The organism is Candidatus Nomurabacteria bacterium (assembly GCA_020631905.1).
In the GTDB taxonomy this organism is placed as follows: Bacteria; Patescibacteriota; Saccharimonadia; order Saccharimonadales; family VXPC01; genus JACKGQ01.
On the sequence record JACKGQ010000001.1, the window covers coordinates 211,876 to 237,084 of the forward strand.

General features: G+C 49.6%; 23 protein-coding genes, 3 tRNA genes and 1 pseudogene. 12 read left to right on the forward strand and 15 right to left on the reverse strand.

Annotation, left to right across the window (positions count from 1 at the left end; genetic code table 11):
- The first annotated feature begins 153 nt into the window (after nt 1–153).
- Nucleotides 154–795, forward strand: coding sequence for a ComF family protein (locus tag H6798_01150; GenBank protein ID MCB9821132.1), 642 nt, complete (start codon nt 154–156; stop codon nt 793–795).
- 337 nt (nt 796–1,132) lie between these two features.
- Here H6798_01150 and H6798_01155 read toward each other — a convergent pair.
- The 3 genes from H6798_01155 to H6798_01165 form a co-directional block, all read right to left on the reverse strand.
- A tRNA-Ser gene (locus H6798_01155) sits at nt 1,133–1,225 on the reverse strand.
- 299 nt (nt 1,226–1,524) lie between these two features.
- Nucleotides 1,525–1,601, reverse strand: a tRNA-Arg gene (locus H6798_01160).
- A 138-nt stretch (nt 1,602–1,739) separates the two neighbouring features.
- Entirely contained in the window at nt 1,740–2,210 is a 471-nt protein-coding gene (locus tag H6798_01165; protein MCB9821133.1) for a hypothetical protein, read from the reverse strand.
- Between the two features lie 103 nt (nt 2,211–2,313).
- On the opposite strand from H6798_01165, the gene H6798_01170 reads away from it, so the two are divergent.
- Together H6798_01170 and H6798_01175 are read left to right on the forward strand one after the other, a co-directional pair.
- A tRNA-Ser gene (locus H6798_01170) sits at nt 2,314–2,403 on the forward strand.
- Nucleotides 2,404–2,507: 104 nt separating this feature from the next.
- On the forward strand, nt 2,508–4,277 hold the full coding sequence (locus H6798_01175; GenBank protein ID MCB9821134.1) for an ABC transporter ATP-binding protein: 1,770 nt from the start codon (nt 2,508–2,510) through the stop codon (nt 4,275–4,277).
- Between the two features lie 43 nt (nt 4,278–4,320).
- Here the strand turns inward: H6798_01175 and H6798_01180 are convergent, their stop codons facing one another.
- Nucleotides 4,321–4,512 carry a hypothetical protein gene (locus tag H6798_01180; GenBank protein ID MCB9821135.1) on the reverse strand — a complete coding sequence of 64 codons (192 nt, stop codon included), beginning with the start codon at nt 4,510–4,512 and terminating at the stop codon, nt 4,321–4,323.
- Nucleotides 4,513–4,555: 43 nt separating this feature from the next.
- On the reverse strand, nt 4,556–5,692 hold the full coding sequence (locus H6798_01185) for a hypothetical protein (protein ID MCB9821136.1): 1,137 nt from the start codon (nt 5,690–5,692) through the stop codon (nt 4,556–4,558).
- 47 nt (nt 5,693–5,739) lie between these two features.
- Here H6798_01185 and H6798_01190 point away from each other — a divergent pair.
- A pseudogene (locus H6798_01190) lies at nt 5,740–5,946 on the forward strand (helix-turn-helix transcriptional regulator).
- Nucleotides 5,947–6,039: 93 nt separating this feature from the next.
- Complete coding sequence (locus tag H6798_01195; protein ID MCB9821137.1) at nt 6,040–6,597, forward strand: HAD-IA family hydrolase; 558 nt, start codon at nt 6,040–6,042, stop codon at nt 6,595–6,597.
- Nucleotides 6,598–6,953: 356 nt separating this feature from the next.
- Here H6798_01195 and H6798_01200 read toward each other — a convergent pair whose 3' ends face one another.
- Nucleotides 6,954–7,250 carry a hypothetical protein gene (locus H6798_01200; GenBank protein ID MCB9821138.1) on the reverse strand — a complete coding sequence of 99 codons (297 nt, stop codon included), beginning with the start codon at nt 7,248–7,250 and terminating at the stop codon, nt 6,954–6,956.
- Nucleotides 7,251–7,365: 115 nt separating this feature from the next.
- Here H6798_01200 and H6798_01205 point away from each other — a divergent pair, with 115 nt between their 5' ends.
- Nucleotides 7,366–8,475: an ATP-binding protein gene (locus tag H6798_01205; protein MCB9821139.1), complete on the forward strand. Its 1,110-nt coding sequence runs from the start codon at nt 7,366–7,368 to the stop codon at nt 8,473–8,475.
- A 286-nt stretch (nt 8,476–8,761) separates the two neighbouring features.
- Here H6798_01205 and H6798_01210 read toward each other — a convergent pair whose 3' ends face one another.
- From H6798_01210 to H6798_01235, 6 genes are all read right to left on the reverse strand, one after another.
- Nucleotides 8,762–9,100 carry a hypothetical protein gene (locus H6798_01210; protein ID MCB9821140.1) on the reverse strand — a complete coding sequence of 113 codons (339 nt, stop codon included), beginning with the start codon at nt 9,098–9,100 and terminating at the stop codon, nt 8,762–8,764.
- Between the two features lie 336 nt (nt 9,101–9,436).
- On the reverse strand, nt 9,437–9,910 hold the full coding sequence (locus tag H6798_01215; protein ID MCB9821141.1) for a hypothetical protein: 474 nt from the start codon (nt 9,908–9,910) through the stop codon (nt 9,437–9,439).
- Nucleotides 9,911–10,200: 290 nt separating this feature from the next.
- Nucleotides 10,201–10,449 carry a hypothetical protein gene (locus H6798_01220; GenBank protein MCB9821142.1) on the reverse strand — a complete coding sequence of 83 codons (249 nt, stop codon included), beginning with the start codon at nt 10,447–10,449 and terminating at the stop codon, nt 10,201–10,203.
- 364 nt (nt 10,450–10,813) lie between these two features.
- The gene (locus H6798_01225; GenBank protein MCB9821143.1) at nt 10,814–13,141 is read right to left on the reverse strand and encodes a hypothetical protein; all 2,328 of its coding nucleotides are present in this window, start codon (nt 13,139–13,141) and stop codon (nt 10,814–10,816) included.
- 297 nt (nt 13,142–13,438) lie between these two features.
- Entirely contained in the window at nt 13,439–15,979 is a 2,541-nt protein-coding gene (locus H6798_01230; GenBank protein MCB9821144.1) for a valine--tRNA ligase, read from the reverse strand.
- A 773-nt stretch (nt 15,980–16,752) separates the two neighbouring features.
- Nucleotides 16,753–17,928, reverse strand: coding sequence for a tRNA (adenosine(37)-N6)-threonylcarbamoyltransferase complex transferase subunit TsaD (locus tag H6798_01235; protein MCB9821145.1), 1,176 nt, complete (start codon nt 17,926–17,928; stop codon nt 16,753–16,755).
- A gap of 56 nt (nt 17,929–17,984) precedes the next feature.
- Here H6798_01235 and H6798_01240 point away from each other — a divergent pair, with 56 nt between their 5' ends.
- Both H6798_01240 and H6798_01245 read left to right on the forward strand, forming a co-directional pair.
- Nucleotides 17,985–19,337: a UDP-N-acetylmuramoyl-L-alanyl-D-glutamate--2,6-diaminopimelate ligase gene (locus H6798_01240; GenBank protein ID MCB9821146.1), complete on the forward strand. Its 1,353-nt coding sequence runs from the start codon at nt 17,985–17,987 to the stop codon at nt 19,335–19,337.
- Between the two features lie 198 nt (nt 19,338–19,535).
- The gene (locus H6798_01245) at nt 19,536–20,258 is read left to right on the forward strand and encodes a hypothetical protein (protein MCB9821147.1); all 723 of its coding nucleotides are present in this window, start codon (nt 19,536–19,538) and stop codon (nt 20,256–20,258) included.
- 155 nt (nt 20,259–20,413) lie between these two features.
- On the opposite strand, the gene H6798_01250 is transcribed toward H6798_01245, so the two are convergent.
- Entirely contained in the window at nt 20,414–21,271 is an 858-nt protein-coding gene (locus H6798_01250) for an amidinotransferase (protein ID MCB9821148.1), read from the reverse strand.
- A 468-nt stretch (nt 21,272–21,739) separates the two neighbouring features.
- Between H6798_01250 and H6798_01255 the strand changes: the two genes are divergently transcribed.
- Complete coding sequence (locus H6798_01255; GenBank protein ID MCB9821149.1) at nt 21,740–21,895, forward strand: hypothetical protein; 156 nt, start codon at nt 21,740–21,742, stop codon at nt 21,893–21,895.
- A gap of 446 nt (nt 21,896–22,341) precedes the next feature.
- Here H6798_01255 and H6798_01260 read toward each other — a convergent pair whose 3' ends face one another.
- Complete coding sequence (locus tag H6798_01260; protein MCB9821150.1) at nt 22,342–22,785, reverse strand: hypothetical protein; 444 nt, start codon at nt 22,783–22,785, stop codon at nt 22,342–22,344.
- 85 nt (nt 22,786–22,870) lie between these two features.
- Between H6798_01260 and H6798_01265 the strand changes: the two genes are divergently transcribed.
- Nucleotides 22,871–23,476 carry a hypothetical protein gene (locus H6798_01265; GenBank protein ID MCB9821151.1) on the forward strand — a complete coding sequence of 202 codons (606 nt, stop codon included), beginning with the start codon at nt 22,871–22,873 and terminating at the stop codon, nt 23,474–23,476.
- A gap of 8 nt (nt 23,477–23,484) precedes the next feature.
- On the opposite strand, the gene H6798_01270 is transcribed toward H6798_01265, so the two are convergent.
- Nucleotides 23,485–23,751 carry a hypothetical protein gene (locus tag H6798_01270; GenBank protein ID MCB9821152.1) on the reverse strand — a complete coding sequence of 89 codons (267 nt, stop codon included), beginning with the start codon at nt 23,749–23,751 and terminating at the stop codon, nt 23,485–23,487.
- Nucleotides 23,752–23,804: 53 nt separating this feature from the next.
- Between H6798_01270 and H6798_01275 the strand changes: the two genes are divergently transcribed.
- Nucleotides 23,805–24,812: a hypothetical protein gene (locus tag H6798_01275; protein MCB9821153.1), complete on the forward strand. Its 1,008-nt coding sequence runs from the start codon at nt 23,805–23,807 to the stop codon at nt 24,810–24,812.
- A 92-nt stretch (nt 24,813–24,904) separates the two neighbouring features.
- Nucleotides 24,905–25,174, forward strand: coding sequence for a co-chaperone GroES (locus H6798_01280; GenBank protein ID MCB9821154.1), 270 nt, complete (start codon nt 24,905–24,907; stop codon nt 25,172–25,174).
- Nucleotides 25,175–25,209 lie beyond the last annotated feature (35 nt).

The window sequence follows — 25,209 nt, forward strand, 5'->3', positions numbered from 1 at the left end:
AAGCTTCCTGTTTTGAAAGCGTGAGAGTTTTTGTGTTTAAGGTATTATATCTGGAGTGAACACCAATAAGCAACTCCCGGCAACATTCTTACAACACTTTGATTACAACAACCCTGCTGTGAGGTTACGATGTTAGACCTATACGACAGGCTAATGTCGTTATTTGCACCACACTCTTGCCTTGCTTGCGGTCTGGAGCCGGATCTACTCTGTGCTACTTGTCGCCAAGATATGTCGACAGTCCCGCCGGCCTGCATAGTTTGTGGCTCGCTCGAATCTGGTAGTCTGACCTGTAGCTCCTGTAAACGAGTGCAAAAATGCGATGCAGTGTATGTTAGCTACCCTTACAACAAGCTCGCTCAACAGATTGTGCACACGGCTAAGTTTAATCGAGCCGTAGCTGCCCATAGGCTGCTGGCCGAGCTTCTAGACGAAACCCTGCCCGCCCATATGCCTGACTTTGTAGTTACAAATGTTCCAACGGTTTATCGACACGTACGACAAAGGGGTTTCGACCACACCGAACGCATCGCTAAACACCTAGCCGAGATGCGTAAACTGCCCTTCCAGCGACTGCTAGAGCGCAAATCTAACCTTGTTCAAGTTGGTAGCGCTCGACAAGATAGACTCGAGCAGATGAAAGGTGCTTTTCGGTTTGCAGTAAAAACAACTCCCAGTAAAGTGCTCATAATTGACGATGTTAAAACTACTGGTGCGAGCCTTTCGGAGTGCGCTCGTGAGCTCAAGCGAGCAGGTGTAGAGCATGTCTACGCAGCTGTTTTTGCAAAAGCTTAAGTGGGAGATGGATTATATCTTCAGGCGTAAACTCTATATTTTTAGACGGCGTTCTCGGCTTTAAAATATATTCTCGCTAACCGCTCGAATATCCGCACCACTCGCGAGGGGGTTCTTATCCACAGCTTTCTTTTGCCATAAATAAAACCCACCAAATGGTTGGCATTATTTATGGCGGAGAGAGAGGGATAAGCGCTAGTATGGTAAAAGATACTTTTACCATACGCTATATTCTGTCAAATCAATAGATTGTGACATAATTCTGAACTCTACAGGCTCGCATCCTTTTTCTTCACGAGAAGAAAAACAACCAGGATAAACCTGGTTGCTCTTCTCCTGGCGGAGAGAGAGGGATTCGAACCCTCGCGCCAACTTTCGCCGACCTACAGCTTTAGCAAAGCCGCCCCTTCAGCCACTTGGGTACCTCTCCTCGTCGGCGTGTGAAGGCAATCTTGCCGAACCACCGACGAGAATGAATCTCTTCGGCACTTCTAGCAAGCTTACCTAGTCGCCTCCTCTCAAATCCTTAAACAGAAAACAAGTTTTCTTGGTTTAATGATTTGGGCTGTATTTGAACTGGTGTACCCGGCAGGATTTGAACCCGAGGAGACCCAGAGGGTCTGTGAGTTCATCATAGACGCGCGGTGCTTCTAGCAGCGGAGTCCATCCGTCTGGAATACTAACCTTATTGTAAAACGCTGAGGTTCAATCTCTCAACTTATTTTATACTGGTGTACCCGGCAGGATTTGAACCTGCGGCCTCTGGTACCGCAAACCAACGCTCTATCCAGCTGAGCTACGGGTACTTACTCGCGGTGTGATGGTCGGTAAACCAACCATGCCTGCTCATTTACCCACAAAAGCTGCTTTTGCGGGGACCCCATTAATAGTTTTAATGGTAAAGAACAGGGGTGATTTTAGCACCTTATAGGTTAATATTCAATCTAGAACTTAAGTCGAGACATAAGCTTGTCGACACCAGACAGCTCACTTTTTTCATAAGGAACGAAGTTTCCGATAAAATCGACGATTTTATCACCCTGATCAGGTGGAAAATATAAGCTAACCGGGACGGCAAAACGTTTATTGGGCTTAAGGTAAAGGGCCTCGATATTGCCTTCAACTACTACCGAAAAAGATCGAAATGCGGTATAGGCGTAGCTATTCTTGCCTATCTGGATGCCGTTTGCATCTATAGAATATTCTTCTTCTTTTGGCTTAACTCCAGCATAGATTGCGAGTATTACGGCAACCATACCAATCGAAACAGGTGTAATAAGGTCTCCAGTAAGTAAGTAGGCCCCGCAAGCAATCGCTGCCCCAAAGAGCACACAGCCCACGTACCACATAAATGTCTTTTGGTGTTCTACAAACTCCGACGCCGTCCAGCGTATCCCCTGTTGATTATCGCTCACGCTTACATTGTACACTAGTTTGAAATAGTTGCCGCAAGCTGTTAAAATCACCCCTGTTCTTTTATTAATCGCGAGTTGAGCAATCAAGCATACACACCTACACGGAGAGGTGTCCGAGTGGTTTAAGGAACTGGTCTTGAAAACCAGCGTGCCGGCAACGGTACCGTGGGTTCAAATCCCACCCTCTCCGCCAAGAAAAACGACCAAACCAATGGTCGTTTTTTTGATGTGTGGAAACTCTGCCAAACCGGATTTTATCGGTCTTTAGGCATAACCGAGGCGTATAATAAAACCACAGTGAAACATAAATATCTAAGTTCGTTAATATGGATCTTAAAACTACAGTGGCGAACGTCGCGCCTTTTAATAATCTGGAATACAATTTACAGCCTACTGATCGGTGTCCGACCGCTATTTACTGCTTATGTTTTAGCTAAATTGTTAGCAGGTGTCAGTCAGGCGGCACTTCAGGGTGCAAGCCCAAACCAAGTTTATTTTTGGCTGGCCATAACCTTGGCAGATGAATTAGTTTTTATGACGATCGCTAATCTTAATCGTTTAGCAAGCACACGCTACGAACAGAAGATCGATTTAGTCTTAAACGAACAGTTTTTCCTAAAAATGTACGAACTGAGCCAGGAACAGTTTGACAATCAGGAGTTCAACACCAAACTAGACCGAGCCAGGGATAGCCTAAATCAGGTTTGGAGAATACTCAACGAAGTATCCTGGACTACGTCGGCAATGATTGGTTTTGTGGGGTCAATGCTAGCTATCTTGTTGGTATCACCGGTTGTTGGGGTAATAATTCTCCTCACGGTTATACCTATTGCCATTTTACAGATCCGCCAGAATAAACAACGCGAAGAAGTGTATAAAAAAATTGAGCCAATTGACCGAGTGGCTTTTCGTAGCCGTTGGATGCTAATCGACCCAAACTATATGCCAGAAATTAGGCTGATGAACGCCTTCAAAAATATGATTAGTTCCTGGAAAGTCAATACCAAGAAATACCAAAGTGCGCTCTACGAAAACGATAAGAAAATTGCGAAATTCGATGCTGCAGTCGACTCTGTGCAGCCCATAATTAGCTTCGGGGCGAATATCTACTTCTTTAAATTATTGCTTGCCAACACCATTGGGCTAGATCGGTTCATGTTTTTACGCGGAATGTTGAGCCAGGCTAGCAGCGGGGCCATTCAAACTGCGAACTCGATTCAGCGGCTGCACCAGTTAACGATAAATCTTCATAACTTTAGTGAGGTTTATGAGACTCTGCCGGCTATACCCGACGGGAACACTACTGTTAAGTCGCCTTTAACAGTTGAGTTTCGGCATGTCAGCTTTGCTTATCCGGGTAGTACAACCAAGGTTTTAGACGACGTATCTTTTTTAATAGTCCCCGGCAGCAAGCTAGCTGTAGTTGGAGAAAATGGAGCCGGTAAAAGCACTTTAATTAAACTGTTATTACGGCAATATCTGCCGACGTCTGGCAGTATACATGTCAACGGCGTTGATATTCGCGAAGTCAAACTTAAGAGCTACTACGCGGCGATTAGTAATCTAAGCCAAGAGTTTCTGATGGTTCAGCACATGTCGGTCAGAGAGAACTTGGTTATGGGCTTAGATCGAGAACCCACAACTCAAGCAATTTATAAAACTACAGATCTAGTAAACGCCACCGATTTCATCCAAAAACTGCCACACGGCTTAGATTCGCGGCTCGATCCCTCTTTCGACGACGGCACGAACCTGTCGGGCGGACAAAAACAGCGCCTAGGTGTGGCCCGTGCTTTGCTCCGCAACGGTGACATTATGATTCTAGACGAACCAACTAGCGCAATAGATGCCAAGGCAGAGTACGCCATCTTTAACAACATTTATAAATCTCATGCCGACAAAACAACCCTTATTGTTAGCCACCGCTTTAGCACAGTTCGTAAAGCGGATAGTATTATTGTGATGGAAAATGGCAGAATTACCGAATACGGCTCGCACGACGAGCTACTCAAGCACGACGGTCTCTACAAAGAGATGTTCGAAGTTCAGGCCGAGGGCTACAAATAGGCGCCACCTCGACCAACAAGTAGTGAGTCTAGCTGCTAGCTAATCAGCGCTTCTGTCCACCGCTACCAAGTAACTGCAATATTGCCGACAAAGCAGCGATAATGCCAGAAACTGCGGCAACTTTTACGACTGCGTCTTTGGTAGATTCGTTACTAATAATTCCTAGCACCCACATAGCCAATAGTACGGCTGTAGCAATTGCAAAGAAGGCTGTGATAATCTTTAAATTTTTCATACTTATAGTATACACCGCTTTGGTACGCGCAGTGACAAGTCGGCTACTTTTTAGCGGGTTGAGGCGATCCGCTAAGTCTTTGAGGAGCTTTAGCAGCTGTTTTGTCTTTGGTCAAAATAATAATCGTCACACCTACGGCGAGCAACACGGTGGCTATAATGGCACTTAAGACAATAATGTCTTTAAGCATTTCGTTAACAAACGGTAAGGCGATGTCTTGGACTTCGATGGCATCTTTACTGCTCACGGCACCAGTAAAAATCTTTGCCCCGAACAGCAAGATAATACCGCCCAGAATACTAATAATTGAGCTAGTAACAAGTCGCCAGCCCAGCTTGCGCGTGCCTTTTTTGCGGCTATCTGCCAAGAATATTGCCAGGACGGCCCCAACAAACGATATTATTAACCCCAACCAAAACACTTTCTTAGCCTGCTGGTAGTAGCTTGGTATCTTAGAGAAAGTCGGGTGTTTATAAAACACGACCTCACGGGCTTTTTTGGCGGCAGCCTCGGTTGGGTTAGTTTTTTCATCGCTAGAGTTAAACGAGAAGAAACTGGCTTGTTTATCAATCTTTAGGTCGTCTTGAGTGAAAGTTGTTTTCTCGAAAACGCCACCCTCACCCAATAGGTCGTCGTTGAGATTCTGCTTAATTTCATCAGTCGGTAGAGCATCGGCCTTGCAGATTGCTTCGATTGGATTTTGCTGGCTCTGTTGACGGGCCGAAGCGGTGTTGCATTCTGGCAAAGCATTGTAGCTGACTTCGACCTGGTCAACCATTGAGTCGATGAACGCAGAAACCTCGTTTGAATAATCGATGGTGAAGCTCGGTTGCTCGGCACTACCCTCTAGCCAAGCATAAATTCCATCGAGCACCGACTCGACCCACGTTTGGGCACTTTTAGCGGTAAAAGCTTTGAGTACGGCTGTTTTAAGCTGCTCATTGTTGACTAAACTTTTGTGTTGTTCCTGATTGTCTTTGGGTTGCTCATCATCGAGTTTTATTTGCTTGCTGGCTACATCGAGAAAATTCTGATATGTATTTGAGTCTGCTAGCCAACTCTTAAGTACATCGACCCTGCCAAACGTCTGGTTGACGATAAAACTAAAGGTGAAAATGCTTAACCCCAGGCTGAATAACAGTAGTGACAACCACAGACCAAGTTTTTTCAGAAAATGCATAAGTTAATAATAGCAAACAACTAGCCTTATCGTGCTAGAATAATTGAATGGAAGAAGGTGGGAGCAAGGCACTCGGTAGGGCTATTGGTGATGCCAGGAGGGCGCGTGGCATGACCCAGCAAGATTTGTGTGCAGCTGCCGATTTGTCTTATTCGACTCTCGCCAAGATCGAACGGGGTGCGATTAGAACGCCAAGTGTGTTTACAGTCGCGGCTATAGCTGAGGCCACCGGCACATCGGTCGAGGCGCTGCTAGGTGGCAAACAACTGGCTCAACTTTCAGATGAACGTAGCTATAAGGTATCGAAGTCTGGCATACAGTTTGTCTATTTCGATATTAATGGCGTAATGGTTAACTTCTATCATCAAGCATTTTCGAAAATCGCTATTCAAACTGGAGCCAGCCCAGAACAAGTCGAGTCAATCTCGTGGCGCTTTAACGATCAAGTTTGCCGTGGCGAAATGTCCGTCGAGCAGTTTAATCAAGAATTAGCTAAAGCTCTGGGCGTAAGCCAGATCGACTGGCAACATTTTTATATGAGCACCGTTCAACCTATCGAAGAAGCCCAAGCATGTTTTGAATGGGCTAAGGAGCATTACCAAGTGGGTTTGCTGAGCAATATTTTCCCAGGTTTTATAGAAGACATGCAAACCCGTGGAATACTGCCTAAACTCGACAATGTGACTGTGGTCGACTCGTCGCGCGTAGGAGTTATAAAGCCCGAAATTAAAATTTACGATATCGCCACCAACCGAGCTGGCGTGCCACCCGAGTCGATATTATTTATCGATGATTCACGCACCAATCTTATTGCCGCCGAACGCTTTGGTTGGCGAGGTTTGTGGTTCGATGACTTTCGGCCAGCCGAATCGGCCAATCGAATCCGAACTGCTCTAGAGTTTTAGAAATCTTTACTAATATTTTCAAGAAAGCAAAGCTTTCCATCTCACTCTTCTATTTTTGAAGAGACCAAAAACAGAAGCAAAAAAAGTCTTCCCAGCCACCCAAACATCCAGACTATCAAGCTTACAGCTCTTAAATCTGGTAACTTGCGGAACTTGCTGGCAAAGCCAGCTGCATACAGTCCTCGTTACCATACTTAAGAACTACAAGCTTGCTAATCTCGAGTTTGGGTGATGCTGGATATACAAGACCGACAGACATCTAATATCCGAGTTCTAAGATCTATCTCCTATCAATAAACGAGAAAACCCCGAGCCCTGCGAGAGGAACTCGGGGTTCCTCGATCGAGGGGACGGGGCTAGTTGACAGCGTTGACGCCGTCGTCTGTCTGCGTGAAGCGATCTTCGGGACTGGCATCAGGAGCTTCCGCACGCGCCCGGGCTGCCGCAATCGCCATCTCGCCCGCACGGTTAAGTACAAGGTCGCAGAAAGCCATCACGATCTGGGCCAGGAACACGTCTTCGAGCTCGGTACCACCACTGACTGCCACTACCAGGTATGTGACCGGATCGTAGATCCCGCCGCGCCACGGATAGTAGCCATCGGCTACATTGAACATCATCGGGTAGCTCGCAAGCGCAGTGGAGCTATCCATTCGAGCTTCCGCTTATATAACATCTGCATATATAGCACAATAGGATGGCTACATTATGCCGATTTTTGAGCCTAGATGTATAAAAATAAGCATTTTTGTGTTACTATCTGGCTAGATGATAAATCGTCAAATCACCGACTCTATTCGGCAACGTTTAAATAAAGGTAAGGTAATTATCTTGGTCGGGGCGCGTCAGGTTGGCAAGACCACCCTGACCAACCAACTAATCGCCGACTACCCCGCCGAACAGGTCTTCAGCATAACTGGCGATGACTTCGAAACTCAGCGTTTAACCAAAATGCCTGCCAGCGAGATTGAGGCTCTGATCGAGCCCTACACCTGTATCTTGCTTGACGAAGCTCATAAGGTTAACCGAATTGGCGATATTGTCAAAGCCCTAGTCGACAAATATGGCGACCAAAAACAGATAATTCTAACTGGCAGTTCGACAATTGGTTTGGTCGACAAAACCAGTGAGCCACTGACTGGCCGCAAACGAGTTTTTGAGTTATATCCGCTCAGTACCAACGAACTCGAGTTGTATGGTGAGGCTCTGCGTAGTCGTTTACCCGAGTTACTGACTTATGGTCTCTACCCAGAGGTGGTTAATGCATGCGATGAGATTGATAAACGTGATGCAATCCTCGAACTGGCACGCAGCAGCCTCTACCGCGATGTGCTCGATGTAACCGGTGCTCGGGCTAGCGGCGACTTGGTTGCGCTGCTTCGCTTTCTTGCTCAGAGTATCGGCGAAACATTGTCGATCAACGAAATCAGTCTCAAGTTGAGTATTGATAGGCGGACGATCGATCGTTATATCGACCTGCTCGCCAAAAGTTTTATAGTTTTCCCACTTATGCCCTATTCGCGCAGCGACAGCAGCCTACGGCGGTCTTACAAGGTCTATTTTTGGGATGTGGGTGTACGTAACGCCATTTTGGAAGATTTTACTCCGCTCGAAGAGCGCAGCGACACCCAGGCTCTGTTCCAAAACTTTGTGATTGCCGAGCGCATGAAAAATGCTCATTACCGGGGCGATCTAACTCATTATCACTTCTGGCGCAGTTACGACGGTGCCGAGGTCGATTTGGTCGAGATTCGCAACCAAGCAGTGCATGGCTTAAAGCTTAGCTACGACGGCCGCTATATGCGTGAGAGTAAGTTGTTTGATAAGCTCGAGCCAACCAGTTATAACGAAGTTACTCCAGACAATTTACAATTTTAATAGTTTCTAAAGCAAAGCTTTAGTTTTCATTCTTACTTTTGGCGGGCAAAAGTAAGACAAAACCTCTCGGGTAATACCAAAAACATAACTAGCAAAAGCACTAGCAGTTAACCTGTTGTCTTGCGGAACTTGCTGGTATGCTGCCAGCTGCAAACAGTCCTCGACAACATGCTAGCTACTACCACTTTTGCTAATCAGTTTTTGTCAGACCCGATCATTATTTAGAAACGAGAAAACCCCGAGCCCTGCGAGAGGAACTCGGGGTTCCTCGATCGAGGGGACGGGGTTAGTTGGGGTGTCGGCGGACATACACCCCCAGTGCAAGCACAAGTAGGAACACCAGCCAGCAGATACCGACGATGCCGAAGGCGATCTCGCGGGCGTCTTGGCTCGGCCAGTATTCGGTCGGCCAGGCAAGCCTTGAGACCCAGAGTGAGCCAGCGGTTCCCCACAGCGATAGCCACACCCCCAGCCAGAGCTTCTCTTGCGGGCTAATCACCACGATCAGCCCCAGCAGGGCCATGCCGGCAGGCATGACGCTCGCCAAAATGATCATCCATTCGGGAGTACCTGCAATGTGCTTGGCGATGACAATACCCCCGACCAAGTTGGCTGCGACAATCATCAGACCGCACAGACCAACCAGGAACCACCAATTACGCCTGGTGCTGGCGGTAGTCGACGGACGTGGACTGCTGAATGCGTGCATCACACACCTTCTCTCACCGTTGTGCCGAACCGCCTGTTGCGATTCTCTGTTAACACAGCTCTTGCGAGATACCAGCTGTATGCCCATCTACCTCTAGTAGCTCACAAGAGTACATTATCATAACATAATTACAAAATATGTCTACCCCCTCAGTCTATTATCTATGTCCGCGGTAGGACCAAGGGTGTATATAACGAGAAAACCCCGAGCCCTGCGAGAGGAACTCGGGGTTCCTCGATCGAGGGGACGGGGTTAATCACTTTTGGGTGGGGTGAAGGCTCGACTCAGCGCATAGCCACCAATGGCAATTTCCGTACGCGAAACCTCACGGATTCCCCAGCGAGTCACCTTGCCAAGCGGGTCGATTTCGCTACCCCGCCAGTTGACCAGCCGAACTTCCACCGAAATGCGCAGTGGTTTGGATGGCGGTTCAACCTTGTTCATGATACGTGCCAGCGCTTCGAGTTTTCGGGCGATCTGATCTGCGTAGTTGGCGTAGATGTCGTGACCCAACTCGAGCACCACCCAGACATCGGGCATACCCGAAGCGCGGACCACTTCTGCCATCACAACGCCGACTTCATACTGCCTCAACGCTGGAATACCCTCGATGCCAGCCGTTGCATCGGCGACCAAGGCTGCGCCCCGATCAAACAGGTTGTTGGCTAGTCCTGCGACATTACCAATTGCCCAACGCTCATAGCTGATTGTCAAACAAACGGGCATAACCCTGCCCTTTCGGGTCGCTGGGCATTGCCCAGATCCCCCACCTTGAGGGATGGTTTTTATTATATAATAAACACTCAAATTATCAAGACTGGTTTTAGGGGGAGCGGCTAGAGACCGCTCGACCCCATCTGAAAAGTATTTACGGGAGTGGCAAAAGGCCTGCTCGAGTTAATTTCTCTAGCAGGGTGATGAAAGTCTACTAGGCTAGCCATGTTACGGCGCCCGTTCATCACTATCTTGAAAGCGGTGGATCGCACGTATCAAGATACCTTGCCCGGCTTATGCCCTCAGGCAGCTGCTGGTTGAGCAGTTTGACTGCGGACGATGTGCAGCGAGTAGCCCTTGCGGCCAGCGCTCACTACAACACCCAGCGACTCGAGTGCGGCGTAAGCAGCTCCGTGCCCCCAGCCCATGGCTCTCGCCAATGCTTCGATAGCGCTGTCGAAAGATGTGAACTGCTTGGTGCTTCGGATGAACTTGAGGGCTTCACGGCGCTTGGAGGCGCTGATTTGCCCAATTTTTTCTGTTCTGGCCACCGGTAGCCTCCCCTGGTTGCTCTTCTTCTGTGTTCCTGGATGAAACACAGAACTAAGCAACCGACTAAACTTAGAGTGTCAAGATTGATATATCCAGGTTGTAAAAATACGAAAAAACCGGCTTTCGGTGTTTAAGCGAATGTGCCGGTTTATTTACAGATCTTTTTCTAAACTAACAACACACTTCGCTTAAGCGAGAATCACGAGGCTGAGGCCGAGTGTTCGTGTTGTCATTGCTAATTAAGATACCTCTAAGTTTTTTTCGTGTCAACTCGGCTATGCAAAGTCAATAAATGTTGAAGCCCCGGGGACGAATCCCCGGGGCTTGTAACGGCATATCTAGGTGACCGTCGCACCTTGCTTCTTACCAGCCAGAGCGTCCTCCCCCGGTATGGTGACTTCCGCCCCCGAAGGAGCTGAAGCTCGAACGCCCGCCTCCAGTCGAGAAACCGCTGGAACCGAACGATGTACGTGAGCCACCGGTGGAAAAGCCACCTGTGCCGAAGCTCGAACGACTCGAATAGCTCGGTCGACGCGCTTCGACAGCGGCGCTCACGTCACCCTTACACTTCTTGTGCAGCCCCTCGAGCGCCTGCTCGTACAACTGCCACAAGACGATCCGCTCAGCCACGCTCAGTTCTGAGCCGATGTGATGATCGGAGCTCAGTTGCTCGAGGTCCCTCAGACGCTTGCTCTTGATGTCGCCCTTGTGGTCCTGGATGTACTTACCCAGATCCTTCTCGGCTTCACGAGCTTCACGTTCGGCGTCTGCCAGCCGCGCACGCTCCGCTTCCGCGGATTCGTACTCTTCACTGGCTTCATCCTGCTCTTGGGAAATCGAGTCGATGAGCTTCTCGAGCTGATCGACAATGCTCAGGTATTCCGGGTGCTTCTGGGTCCCCAGGTGCAAACGGATGTCCGCAATCTGCGCACCAATCTGTCTCAGGGCCTCGAGTTCGTCGGTGCCAACGTCTTTACGATGGTCGTTGCAGAATCGAATTGCCCGCTCACACCTGCGTCGTGCATCCTCGACCAGCGTGCCGGTCTTGCTTCGCATGCGCTTGAGCTGTCCGTTCAGACCAGAAACCTCATGGTAGAGAGCTTCCGCCTGAGTGAGCATCGTGTCAACCTCATCGATGGATTTCTGCGCACCGATGTAGTCCTGGACTGCCCTGCTCGCGAGTACTCTGATCGCCGGGATGTCGACCTCACACTCATCCAACAAGGCGTCGGCCTCGGAACCGAAGTTCTCAATGCTGACCAAGCTGGCAAGTCCGAACTCGTCCAGCATCTGGCCGTAGAGGGCCTCTGCCTGGGCCTGTACTGCACGCAAACCCTTGAGACGCTCGTCGAGCGTCGCCGTGGTCGCGAGCAACGTGCTACCCAGGGTGGGCAACGCCTCAACTTCGGCCTCGAGCGCCTCCGCCTCAGCGGCGAACTGATCGAGTAGTTCTTGGCCAGCCTTGAAACGAGCATCGACAAGGCAACCCTCCGAAGAGAGAAGCAACTTTTCGAGCTTGGCAACATCAGCGTCGAAGTGCCCCGTCTTCCAACCTTGCTCACGCAGATTGGCAAGCGCCAGTGCAATAGCAGCGTGGCATTGGCGCGCCTTGGCGCCCCGTTCACTACTGGTCGTGATCAGCTCCGAATACTTCGCTACCGCTTTGACAAATTCGTCGTATACGGCGTTGAACGAGTCTACGTCTGCCTCGAACTTCTTGGCGTCGGACTCGAGCTTCTCCCAGCCCAACGTGGTTGTGGGGTTGGGAGTCCTCGTGAGTGTCAGATGTTGCTGTGAGATTGCCGCCAGTCGCTGTCCGAGCATCTGCTTCGTGTTGAGAAATGAGCGCGTTTCGCTCTCATTACCCAAGGCGACCGAAGCAGTCACACGATTCAGCATCGTTTCGTAGTTGCCCTCGAGGATGATTTGCCCGCTTACGGCGGTTGCTCGTGCAACCACTGCTTCGGCCGAGCTCTTCGCCATCTCATACTTCTGGCGCCGGCGACGACGCTCTTCGAGGTAACCACTGAGTCCCGTGATTCCAAAGAACAGCAGTACGAAGAACACGATACCAGCCAGCACCCAGAGGAACACTCCCCAGGGTACGTCTACCGGCTTGTTCTGCGTGCTGGTCGTCTGGTTGCTTGCTACGCCGCCACCCGTATTCGTATTGGGTTGTGTCAGCGGTGCCGTCAACAATTCGGTGTAGGCCTTCATGCCCTCCTTGAGCGCAAACGTCACGCCATTGCCAGCCGCGAGGTTATCGCGAATGACATTGTTGCGAACATCCGCCTCCTTCTGTTGCGTGATCCGCACCGTCAAACCGGTTCCGACGTAGGTGTCGACGATCCGGTCATCCATTGCGATCACGATGATCAGCTGACGTGGTGCCAAACCGGTGTCGGTCGAGGCGTCATACCACGACGGGCACTCTGCGAGAGCCGACTTGAGCCACTGCTCGTGGCTCTGCCCCGAGACGCTGTTGATGACCACGGCATGAACCGCGACATCTTGCGCTTCGAGATCTGAGACTGCCCGAGTCAGGCCTTCATCGGTCGTCGAGACCGAATCATTACCGGCATATATCGGCACATCGCAGTAACCGGCAGCATTTGCCGGACTGCCTGGGGGTGCAAGCATCCCCAGGGTCGCGACCATTGCGGTCGCCACGATCACCAGAGCACGACGCATCCGGATCACCTAACCTTTCGTTGTGTTGTGTTGGTTTTGACTACGTACTGCTTGAGCAAGCTGAGTGTTTCGTAGACAAAACAGGAGTCCACCCTCCTGTGGGACTACTCTTCTGCCTACAATTACTCAGCCACTAGTAAAAAGCCATATTATTAAAAATTACATCTCACATCAATAAGTAGTAAGATAACTATACTATAACAGAAATGTATACATTTGCATATAATTAGCTTTAGATTTGATTGTGTTTAGACCTCTGAATCGCGAACCCACAACCTCATTCTCTTAACTTCTCGCCTAAATACTATAGCGGTCGATTTCGGATTGCATTTTAGTGGCGTTCGATTCAAGTTCGGCCAGCTGATCTTTTGTCTGCTGAACAACTGTCTTGGGGGCGTTCTTTAAGTAAGCCTTATTTGCTAACCTGCCCCTGAGCTTTTCGAGTGTATCCTGGACTTGCTTGAGCTGTTCTTCGAGTTTTCTGGCGTAGTTGCGGGCTGTTTGACTATCGATATCTAGCCAAGCCTCAATATTGGTCTGGGTCAGATTAAGTCCTTTGCCTTCCTCGACCATTACGACTCCGTTAAGTTTGGCAAGTTTGCCAATATTTTGTGCGTTATCGTTCAAAATCTGGGAGTTCTTATAATACAGGGTCACGTTATTAGCCTTTAAGGTCGAGATTATCTGACGGCATTCACCAATGATGGCTTTAACTTCGGCAAATTCACTTGCGAGCTTTGGTTCAATTTTATGCGGTTCTGGCCAGGTTTTTAGCATTAATAACTGATTATCTGCCTGGTGCAAGGTTTGCCAGATGGCCTCGGTAACAAATGGTGCAAACGGGTGAGCTAACTTTAAGCAAGCTTCTAAGATGTAGCCGAGCAAGGCTGGATTACTGCTAGTCTTGCTCGCTTCGATATACCAATCGGCAAAATCGTTCCAGACAAAACTATAGATTGCGTCGTAGGCCTCGCCTACCCGGTAAGCCTGCATGTGTTTATGGGCGGTCGCAATAGTTTGGTTCAGTTGACCCACAATCCAGTGGTCGGCTGGTGTTTTGGGTGCGCAGCTAGGCTTAACATTTGCCACGATAGTTTGGCTAAAACGGGCAATATTCCAGAGCTTATTACAGAAGTTACGGCCACCAACAATCTTGGCTACCGAATACGGCTGATTATTACCTGCTGTTGTGCCGTTGATTAGCCCAAGGCGTAGGGCATCGGAGCCATATTCTTCGAGGGTGTCCATCGGGTTAACCACGTTGCCTTTACTCTTGCTCATCTTGGCGCCGTTTTCGTCGACAATCATCCCGTGAAAGTAGATCTGCTTAAATGGTGGCTGTTTGGTAACGTAATAACCAAGCACAATCATTCGACTCACCCATTGCCTTAACAGATCACTTCCTGTTTCCATTAGACTGGTTGGATAAAATTGGCTCGAATCGGCACTGGGGTATTCTAGGGTTGCATATGGCCACTGGCCGCTACTCCACCAAGTGTCAAAAACATCTGGATCGCGCCGGTATGTTCGACCTTTTACCTCTATGGTTGATTGTTCGACGCGGGTATCGAAAATCCAGTCGTCGGGATCTTCGGTATTCTGAAAAACTGGTATCGGGATACCCCAAGCAATTTGGCGGCTAATATTCCAATCTTTGATATCCGATAGATAAGCGATGATTTCGGCTAACTTTTTCTTTGGGTATAGGCTAATCTCGCCCTTTTTGAGGTGTTTAATAGCCTCTTCGGCAAGTGGTTTCATGCTTACGAACCATTGTTCTAGGAGCAGCGGCTCAATAACTGTGCCACACTTATAACAGGTACCAACCCGGTTTTGATATTTCTCGTCGACTTTTACCAGCAGCCCCTTCTCTTCTAGGGCTTTGACTACTGCTTTGCGGGCTTCGAGTACGCTCATGCCGGCAAACTTACCGGCTAGTTCGTTCATCGTACCATCGAGGTTTATAACAGTTTTGGCTGGCAGATTATGGCGCTGGGCAACTTCCCAGTCGTTAAAGTCATGAGCGGGGGTAATCTTGACTGCCCCGGTACCAAATTCGCGGTCGACCATTTCGTCGGCCACCACAGTTAGCTTAAAGGGCCCGTTTAGCCCCTCGACCTCGATCTCTTTGCCGACTAAGTCTTTGTAGCGCTCGTCTTCGGGGTGTACGGCTACAGCGGTGTCGCCAAACTTAGTCTCTGGGCGGGTGGTGGCTAATGTAAATGGACCGTACTTCATGTAGTACAGTGGCGTGGTGCGATCTTCGTAAGCGACCTCGATGTCCGAGAACGATGTGCCGTGTTTAGTGCAGTAATTAACAAGCCTTTCGCCTCTGTAAATGAGCCTATCTTGCCACATTTTTTTGAAGGTCTCGTAGGCGCGGTTGATGATTTTATCGTCGAGCGTAAAAGTACTGCGACTCCAGTCGCAGCTAATCCCAAAGGCTCGGATCTGGTTTTCCATGTTGCCGCGGTTTTGTTCGACGAAGTCCCAGACCTGTCGGTAGAGTTCTTCGCGACTAAAATCGAAACGACTTTTACCCTGCTCTTCGAGTTTTTTTTCGTAGACGTACCAGGTTTCGAAACCGGCGTGATCGGCTCCTGGCAGCATTAACACCTGTTTGCCTTGCATTCTTTGGTAGCGACCGATGGTATCTTTAAGCTGGAAGTCGAGTGCATGGCCCATGTGCAAGTTGGCATTGGCGTTCGGTGGTGGCAAAGTCATCGAGAAGCTATCTTTTGCTGGTGCTTTTTTCGGGGTAAAGGCGTGCTCGCCTTCCCAGAGTGCGTAAATATCGGCTTCGAACTCGGCGGGGATGTATGCTTTTGGTAAATCCATAACAGGGCAATTATAACAGAAGTAATTAGATGTATCCTCTTTTGAAAGTAAAACATTAAATCTCATTCTTCTATTTTTGAATAGACCAAAAACAGAAGCAAAAAAGTCTTCTAGCCACTCCAGAACAAGAGGACTATCAACCCGAGCTTAGTAAAATCTGGTAGCCGCGGAACTCAGGCTAGTAAACTAGCCCTCAAACAGTCCTCGCCACCATACTTTACTAACCACAGTTTGCTAATCTGTTCTGGAGAGATGCTGGATTATTGTGACTGAGAGGTATTAGATTACGTGATAACAGGGGTAGAAAATGTTTCACGTGAAACATTTTAACACACTCAAAATCGCTCTAATGCGTGAGTGTGCAGACATTTTCTATAACCACGTTTTTGTTTACGTATGAATTATAACATAAGCTTTTAGAAATAACGAGAAAACCCCGAGCCCCTGAGAGGGCTCTAGGGCTCTCGATCAGAGGGTTACGGGGCTAATTAAGTTTGAGTGGTCGGGGGAGTTTTGATGCGCTTGTCGCCGCGATCCAGCCAGCACATCCGCTCGCCGCACGTGAGCGCCATGACGCTGAAACTGGGTAGGTACATGTACCTCACGCCGAGGACGGCCACGTAAACGAGTACTTTTACCCACCAGGGGCCGTCGAAACTAGACGACAGTATGCTTGCCAACAAAATTGCCATAAAGGTCATTGCAACTCCTTGTCTAAAGAACTAGCTCACTCGAACTCGCATTATTATATCATTATCTTAAGAATATGTCGATTACATCTTGAGAGAAGGGTCGATGGCTAGGGTATAGGGGTCGGCTGGGGTTTGGCCGGCCAAGGCCTGATAACAACCCAGGCAGCCGATCATCGCGCCGTTGTCGGTGCACAGTTCGGGTGGGGCATAGCTAACCTCGATAGGTAAGCGGTCGCTCAGCTGGCGACGTAACTCTTGACTGGCGGCTACACCACCGGCAATAACCACAGACTTGGGCAAGAATTCGTTGTAAGCTTGAACAGTTTTGTCGACGACAATCTTAACTGCTTTAAACTGAAAGCTAGCGGCGATATTAGCAATTTGAGCTTCAGACAGGCCTTTAGCCACCTCGAAGCTAGGCATCCGGTAGTCGCCACCGGCTAGCCCCTGAGCAAGCCGTAAAACGGCTGTTTTGAGCCCAGAAAAGCTAAAGTTGTAGCCCTCGACTTGTGGGGTAGGTAAAGGGTAGGCTTGGGGATTACCGTTTAAGGCAGTTTTGGCGATGCTTGGGCCACCAGGGTAGGCTAGACCGAGGATTTTGGCGATCTTGTCGAAGGCCTCGCCGATAGCATCGTCTTGGGCTTCGCCAAGTAAACGATAGTCGAACTCGCTCTCGAAGTAGGCCAGTTGGCTATGTTTGCCACTAACTATCAGAGCTAACATCGGAAACTCTGGCTTCTTCGCAGGATATACTGTGGCGCTGGGTGTCGATTTTTGACTGCGCTGCTCACTCACCGCACCTGATTGTGTGCGCCTTATTCCGCTGCTCGCCAAGAAATCACCACCAGCACTCACAGATATCCCGCTGTTACGAATATCTTCGGGTCCTTCAGTTAAGAAGTTGGCAAACACATGGCCAACCACGTGGTTGCAGGCTTGTAAGGGTTTGTTTTTAACGATTGCTAATACCCGAGCCGCCAAGGTGCCAATCAACAAGCTACCAGATAAGCCAGCCCCGTAAGTGACCGCAATTGCGTCGATATCGTCCCAGCTGCAAGCAGCCTCGTCGAGAGCGGTCTGAATAATCGGATTGATTGCTTCTAGGTGGCTGCGGGCGGCAATTTCGGGCACCACACCACCGTAACGAGCGTGAATGTCGATCTGGCTAAGCACCGCACTGCTCTGCACCCGCTGGCCATCTTCGATAACCGCCGCGGCGGTTTCGTCACAACTCGATTCGATCCCTAATATTTTCATCAGCCCAGATTATAACACCTCAGACAAACCGAACCGGTTAGTGGTATAATTTAGGTATGAAGAAGGCGGTCAAACAACTAGCCGAGAAGGCGCTACGTGGTGGGCTTTATAACAAAGTGGTTTTGCCGAAACACTATGCGAACGCCGTCGCCCAAAACATCAAGCACGGGTTTCCGGCCCGCCGGCTCAAGGTAATTGGTGTAACCGGTACCAATGGTAAAACCAGCACCTGTTATTTAATCCATAGCATGCTACTGGCAGCGGGCTACAAAGCTGGCCTAATGACCACGGTGGCTTACGGAGTGGGTAAGAATATTCAGCCGCAAATTCACCACATGACTAGCCAGCCGATTGGTCTGCTGCTGGAGCGGATAGAAAAGATGAAAGCCGAGGGCATGGACATCTTAGTATTAGAAGTCACCAGCCACGCCTTGGCTCAGTTCCGCACCATGGGTGTGCCGTTCGATATTGCGGTAATGACCAACGTCACCCACGAGCATCTCGATTACCATGGTACTTTTGGCGCCTATCTGGGGGCTAAACTCAAGCTGTTTAAATTGGCCAATCGGAATAAGCACGGGCACCGGATTGGAATAGTTAACGCCGACGACGAAAACGCCGCTGTTTTTGCCGATGCGATTGAAAATGTCCTGGCTTATACGCTAGATCCTAAAGCAACAGGTGCTGTCGCGGCGCCGCGCAAGCTCAAGCTAACCCCGCGCGGTAGTACCTACGAAACCGAGATCAAGGGAGTCAAACTTAAGCTCAAGTGCAATTTACCAGGCAGTTTTAATGTGGCCAACAGTTTGGCCGCGGCGAGTGTGGGCGTGGCCTTGGGCCTCGAGGCCAAGCAGATCGAGGCAGGCATCGCCAATCTCGACAACGTCGAAGGCCGAATGACTAGGGTCGACGAAGGCCAAAGTTTTGACGTAATTGTCGATTTTGCCCACACACCAGATAGTTTCGAGAAGTTATTCAAAGATTTGCGACCAGTGGTCAAGGGCAGACTAATTGCTTTGTTTGGTAGCGCTGGCCGGCGCGACGAATCCAAGCGAGCCATTCAAGGCCGACTAGCCGGCAAATATGCCGATTTGGTCGTGGTGACCGAAGAGGACGACCGCGATATCGACGGTACCGAGATTATGAATCAGATTGCTCACGGGGCCGAGGAGTCGGGCAAGGTTCGTGATCAAGATCTATTTTTGGTACATAACCGCACCCAGGCGATCGAGCTTGCCCTCATGCAGGCCAAAAAGGGCGATACAGTCATTTTGCTAGGCAAGGGCCACGAGAAGACCATCGAGCGAGCTGTCGGTAGTGGCGGTACTAAAGACCCCGATAACCCATGGGAAGAGCACCCATGGGACGAGATCGGCACCACCCGCAAACTTCTTAAGACTATAAAATAGTATTGTAAAATAAGCATAAGTAGTGTATAATAGTGTTATTGATCATGAGAGTGGTCATGAATTTTTGACAATGTGTGAAAAAAAAGCCGCGGTTTTCCGGAGGTGTGTGTTTAAGTGGTTTTAACACAGACCCCCGGAAAGCCAACAGGCGGCTTACTTCTACCCGGGAAATTGATTGGAACTACTACAGCCATGACCATGACCATGACCGACTCGACCGTCAGCACCGACAACCTGCTCCAGCAGGTTGGTGCCATCACCAGCCACAAGTTCTACGAAGTGGTGATTGGCGATGCCAGGGTCATCCTGGACATCGCAACCATCCACGGGATCGGCAGCAGGCAGGACGCCAACAACGCGAATTCCATCTGCTGGGCCATCCGCGTGGCCGAAGGCAAGATCAACGCCCTCGAGGGCTTCTACCGCAAGGTGGAGGCCCAGCTGGCCGCGGTGCGCGAGCACCCACAGAGCGAGCACCTCTACGGGCGGGTCCGCGCCGACATCGACGCCGGCATGCCGGCGATCGGTCAAGAGCTTCAGCACCAGCTGCAGTTCGCGCAGGAGAGGCTCTTGCCGGGCCTCGAGAAGCGCCAGGTCAGCCTGGACAAGGCCCTGCAGATCCTGGCGCGAGTGCGCCAGGAAGAGGCTTACGCCGACTTCGTGGACCAGCGCGGCCCGGCACCGGCCGAGTGCTTCGAGAACCTCGATGTTCTCTGGGCGCATCTCCACGCCTACAGGGAGTGGAACAGCGTTCTGCCCGACAACCCCGCCTTGCGGCACATGGGGCTCGACCCCAGTGTGACCCACCAGGGTCACCGGCCGCACAGCTCCGCCAGCCGGCGGGGTGCCGGTCCGCGTGACGACGTCCGCCCGAAGGCCCGCAACCCCAAGGGGAAGCGGGGCAAGGGGAACAAGCAGTAGCCGCCAGGCCAGGGCTTAAGCCAAGGGTGGGAGAGGTGCGACAAGTAGGCATTTGTCTACTTGCTAAGAGCGCAATACCTCTCCTGCCCGGGGCAATCAACACACATTGTCACTTCACCAAAGGTTTTACTAGAAATTTAAAACTTTTGACGAAGTTAAAGAGTCAGACTAACACAGCGGATAAAACCACCGCCCTTAACTAGCTCGGTTACGTTCGGACTAAGCACGTTGTAACCTCTATCACGTAACTCACTTGCCAGATTATGAGCGTGATTGCTCATAATTACGGTTTTTCCTGTACTAACTAGGTTGCACGCGAAACCAGTTTTAGCTTCGTCGAAGCTAACCTCGATTTTATCAATATCTGTTAGTGCACGGATTTTGGCTTGGCTTTCGGGCAGCAAGGCATCCGGGCAATACGCGATGGTGTGGTCGTCGATGACCGCAAGCGCAAGATCGAGATCGTAAAAGAAGCTATCTGGCCAGCCGGTGACCGGATTGATGACCGGTTGGTTGTCGGCACCTAGCTCTGGAATAGCTTGCACACCGATAACAGTTTTACCAAATTCGCGTCCGAGCATGTCGTGCACCTCGGGGCTGGTGCGGTACTGACTACCAACAAAAATGTAGTTACCGCAGGGTAGGGCATCGCCCTGGCCACTAAAGTGGAGATCATCTGGCAATTTAACTGTCTCGAAACCAAGCTTTTGCAGCGTTTCGAGCGCATAGGGCTCTTCTGAGGCGCGTTGCTCTGGCAAATTACTCATGACTGCCTTATCGCCAATTACCAGCGCCCAGTTGGCCGTATAAACCCCGTCTTGGCTAGTAGGTGGTGCGGGTACTTGAATAACCTCTATACCAGCTTGCTCGAACAAACTTTTGATTTCGGCATGTTCGGCTTGGGCTCTGGCTAGATCGACAGGCTTGGAGGCATCCATATGCGAGTTGATCGCGAATCCGTCGTTAAAGTAGTTGGCATCGGACATCAAGACGCGTTGGTTAATCAGACTCATAGAAAAGTAGTATATAGGCCGAAGGCCTTAGGGGCTAGTTTTAAGGAAAGCAAAGCATTAAATCTTTACTAATATTTTCAAGAAAGCAAAGCTTTCCATCTCACTCTTCTATTTTTGAAGAGACCAAAAACAGAAGCAAAAAAAGTCTTCCCAGCCACCCAAACATCCAGACTATCAAGCTTACAGCTCTTAAATCTGGTAACTTGCGGAACTTGCTGGCAAAGCCAGCTGCATACAGTCCTCGTTACCATACTTAAGAACTACAAGCTTGCTAATCTCGAGTTTGGGTGATGCTGGATATACAAGACCGACAGACATCTAATATCCGAGTTCTAAGATCTATCTCATATCAATAAACGAGAAAACCCCGAGCCCCTGAGAGGGCTCTAGGGCTCTCGATCAGAAGCTCGGGGTAGTTGCCCCAAGTCGACGTCGCTCGAAGCGTCGCCGTTTTCCATGTTGCGAGCCATGCATTTCGCAGGTGTGCTGCGGGTTGGCTTCTGTCAGCCAGTAGCAGAGCAGAAGCTGCAGGAACTCGCACGACCGTCGTGTCAGCAACTGCTCGGGGCAGTTACGATCCAGGCTGGTCACGTAGTAACCAAAGGAATCTTGGTTAACCAGTAGCGAGTGATGAACTTCACCACTCAGATCGGCCAAAACCCGAAGGTCTGGTAGCTGGCAGTTGGAGTTCAGCCGGATGCGAAGGTAACCACCTGGCGGTGTATACTTGCCGGCGAGACTCACCGTCCGGTTGTCGAAGTGAATGGTAGGAGGTAGGTCGGTAGCAGACATGTCGAGCATTTGGAGCGACAGTCTGTTGAGGGTCGGGCTCACTTGAGATCCTTTGTTGGCGTGTGGGACGAACGACTATTATGCCAAATTTATTGATAATGTCAACCCATAAAAGCGGAAACCCCAGGCTACTTGCCTGGGGCGTTGTAGTGCGGAGCGACGGCTCGACGCACAATTCAAAAGGAGAAGGTTCGAAGTGGGCGAACCCGGGTTTGAACCCGGACCGAGGAAACCTCGGTGTATTGGCGGTTAATCCGCCCACTACTCGAAACCTTGAGCTACTCCGACATCGCGGGCGGCAGCCCCGCCTCGTGGGTGGCGTACCACTCACGGTGGGGATCGATCACCCCAGGCTCTTCAGAGTTGTTGCCATCTTCGATCAGGCCGAGACCCTTCGGCCAAGTCCTGATCAACCCCACGATGGTTGCGATGACCTCCTGCTCCTTCCGGGTTGAGGCGTCCGTGACGGGCGCATCGTGGGCTCCGAGCAGGATTTTCACCGTTGCGGTGTCCGGGTAGTAGACCCAGTCGTCAGCGCTGATGCCGGCGACTTGACCCATGTCGGCAATCAGCTGGTCGAGGCCGGCAGATGTCAACGGCTGGAAGAACTCGATCTCGCCGAAGTGACTGTTGGGATGGACTGCAATTCGCAACCAACCACAGCCGTCACCAAGCGTGGTGAGCTCCCTATCCGAACCCTCAGTGAAGGTTGAAGGTTTCAAGGTGTCTCCTTGTAAAGGGCCCGGACTTGTTTCCGAGCTTGGGCATCTTACACAATCTATATCACATTGTCAAATTTATGAATATATGTTAAAAATATATATGTTTATGACTGAAGGAGTCTTAGCCGAACAAAACTTGACCTTACGGGTCGGCTTATTGCTCAAAAAAATTACTAAATACGGCCTAGGCGCATTCCAAGATGGCCCCGAATTCTTTAAGCGCTCGATTGAAGATGGCCATGCCGTTGGTAAGTTTGCGCTAAAGGCAAGGCCGGGGGTCAATCTAGAAGCGGTTAAGCCGGAGTTTCGCATGGTTGTATCAGTCCCAGTCCGCGAAACTGGCGAAATTATTCTGGACGAAGAGACGCTTAATGTTGCATGGTGTAGCTTGCGCTCATTCCTAACCCCAGAAATAGTCGGTGGCGAACAACGCGACCCTAAAGAATGGGTGGTTAATTCCGGCACCGGCATAACCGATGAACAAACAGGCACCACCGACAATGAAATTAAAGATTTATTAGACACAGTCACCGATTCTTCGTTAGTTGTGGCCGGCCAAACCTTGATAGAGGCTCCAGACCTCGAGCAGGAGGTTATAGCAGCCCTTAATCGTCAGCTAAGCTTAGCTGATCGACTTAATCAGTTGCTGGGCAACTATCTAGAACTGACTAGATTCGACGATATTTATTAGTCTATTGGTTAAGAGAGCGAGCAGACAGGTCGACCGTCGTTATCTATAGCTGTATCTGCGAAAGAAGCCATGCTTGGCTCAAACTGAAAAGTATAAGACTGGCCTTCTTCGTCAACACAGGTAACTCTAACTAGACCGTCATTATCGTGGTGGAATGTTGGTTCACCAATCACCCTACCGTTTAAAGAAACTGTACGCTGCAGAACTAACGCGACCACCGCATCTATACCTGCAACACGTGGGTCGCAAAGTTCATGCATTGACAAACTACTCATAATCTGTTAAATTTTAACACATAAGTAATTAAAACGCAAACGATAAACATCTTATGACTTCACCACTAGATAAAGTTAACGAACAAGACCCCGTGTTAAGTAGGCGGGCATTTGACCCGCTCGAAATAGAGTTTGGCGATAAAAACTTAAGACGCCAAGCTTTAAATCTCGACATTGAAGCGCTGAATACATCGTTAGATCCTAATGAAAGAATCGAACTGTTAGTTGATGCATGTTATTTGATGTTTCGAGATGAGGAACTGGTTGAACGTGCAACTGGGCTAGCCCGTAGTACCATGGATATGGTTGTCGAGAGGTTAGATGTTGCACTGACTCCCACAGAGCGGCTTAGAATGCGTATGCGTTTACTCGATCTAGGTGAGTTGCACTCACTTGGACTAATCCGTCAAACCGAGCTCGATCACTACGATGGTGATAGCCTAGAGGAATTTGATGCGAAGCACACTAAAGCTATGGTCGCTCGTGAGTCTCGATTAGTGCTTTCGGTTCGAGCGGGCATTGATATGCTGGAAGAAGCCCATAAAGCCCACGAAGCCTCGGAAGCCGAACCGGTGCTACAGAGAGATTTGCGCGGAATGATGTTTGAAGCCCTTGTTATGACATACGCCAGGTATCTCTTATATGAAGATGAGAACACTCTAGATGGTGTGTTCGGCAGTAGCTATTTTAGCGATAAAAGCTCAGCACACGACGCAACAACTAAGAACCACGACATGGTCGTTCGAGATATAGACGGTAATCCAATATCGATCATACAGACAAAAAACTACCATATGGGACATAATCACTACGATCGGCGTATCGACCCTGTCGAGGCGCACAATTTTGGACTGTTTATGCGCGAACCCGGTAAATATATACATGCTCTAAGGCTACTTATTGACAATAACCCGATGACATCAGAAAAGATGCTGGTCGAAGCGAAGGCCCGACTAGAAGAGATTACTGGGCTCAGGGCTCTTTTAGAGGCCCGACGCCAATCGCGCAGGGTGGCCTCGGGTATTGGTATGGCAGTTGAAGCTGCTGACGTAAGATTGTGATTGACACATTATTAGCACTCGGTTAGTATGAGTGCCAGAAACTGCGACGCAGTTTGTTATCAATAGCAATTCGTAAGAGGGAGTAAGACAGAATGTCGAAATTAAGCATTGTACCGCTAGCCGACTTGGTGCTAGCCAAAAACGACGAAGCTCAGGCCAAGACTGCCAGTGGCTTGTTCTTGCCAGAAAATGCTCAAGAAAAACCAAAGACTGCCACTGTCGAGGCAGTTGGTCCAGAAGTTAAGGGTATTAAAGCTGGTGATCAGATAATCTTTAAAAGCTATAGCACGACCGACATCAAACATGGTGGAGTTGATTACATTTTAGTAAAAGAAGAAGATGTTCTAGCAAAGGTAGGCTAGGACACACTCAGAATAAGAACTAATAGTAAGAAAGG

Bases quoted from the DNA above. Each gene is read 5' to 3' on its own strand.
- H6798_01195 (MCB9821137.1), top strand. From the start codon at position 6,040: ATGGTTAACTTCTATCATCAAGCATTTTCGAAAATCGCTATTCAAACT.
- H6798_01215 (MCB9821141.1), bottom strand. From the start codon at position 9,910: ATGCCCGTTTGTTTGACAATCAGCTATGAGCGTTGGGCAATTGGTAAT.
- H6798_01180 (MCB9821135.1), bottom strand. From the start codon at position 4,512: ATGAAAAATTTAAAGATTATCACAGCCTTCTTTGCAATTGCTACAGCC.
- H6798_01230 (MCB9821144.1), bottom strand. From the start codon at position 15,979: ATGGATTTACCAAAAGCATACATCCCCGCCGAGTTCGAAGCCGATATT.
- H6798_01240 (MCB9821146.1), top strand. From the start codon at position 17,985: ATGAAGAAGGCGGTCAAACAACTAGCCGAGAAGGCGCTACGTGGTGGG.
- H6798_01205 (MCB9821139.1), top strand. From the start codon at position 7,366: ATGATAAATCGTCAAATCACCGACTCTATTCGGCAACGTTTAAATAAA.
- H6798_01255 (MCB9821149.1), top strand. From the start codon at position 21,740: ATGCATTTCGCAGGTGTGCTGCGGGTTGGCTTCTGTCAGCCAGTAGCA.
- H6798_01265 (MCB9821151.1), top strand. From the start codon at position 22,871: ATGTTAAAAATATATATGTTTATGACTGAAGGAGTCTTAGCCGAACAA.
- H6798_01250 (MCB9821148.1), bottom strand. From the start codon at position 21,271: ATGAGTCTGATTAACCAACGCGTCTTGATGTCCGATGCCAACTACTTT.
- H6798_01200 (MCB9821138.1), bottom strand. From the start codon at position 7,250: ATGGATAGCTCCACTGCGCTTGCGAGCTACCCGATGATGTTCAATGTA.
- H6798_01270 (MCB9821152.1), bottom strand. From the start codon at position 23,751: ATGAGTAGTTTGTCAATGCATGAACTTTGCGACCCACGTGTTGCAGGT.
- H6798_01225 (MCB9821143.1), bottom strand. From the start codon at position 13,141: ATGCGTCGTGCTCTGGTGATCGTGGCGACCGCAATGGTCGCGACCCTG.
- H6798_01245 (MCB9821147.1), top strand. From the start codon at position 19,536: ATGACCATGACCGACTCGACCGTCAGCACCGACAACCTGCTCCAGCAG.
- H6798_01185 (MCB9821136.1), bottom strand. From the start codon at position 5,692: ATGCATTTTCTGAAAAAACTTGGTCTGTGGTTGTCACTACTGTTATTC.
- H6798_01150 (MCB9821132.1), top strand. From the start codon at position 154: ATGTCGTTATTTGCACCACACTCTTGCCTTGCTTGCGGTCTGGAGCCG.
- H6798_01280 (MCB9821154.1), top strand. From the start codon at position 24,905: ATGTCGAAATTAAGCATTGTACCGCTAGCCGACTTGGTGCTAGCCAAA.
- H6798_01275 (MCB9821153.1), top strand. From the start codon at position 23,805: ATGACTTCACCACTAGATAAAGTTAACGAACAAGACCCCGTGTTAAGT.
- H6798_01210 (MCB9821140.1), bottom strand. From the start codon at position 9,100: ATGATTGTCGCAGCCAACTTGGTCGGGGGTATTGTCATCGCCAAGCAC.
- H6798_01235 (MCB9821145.1), bottom strand. From the start codon at position 17,928: ATGAAAATATTAGGGATCGAATCGAGTTGTGACGAAACCGCCGCGGCG.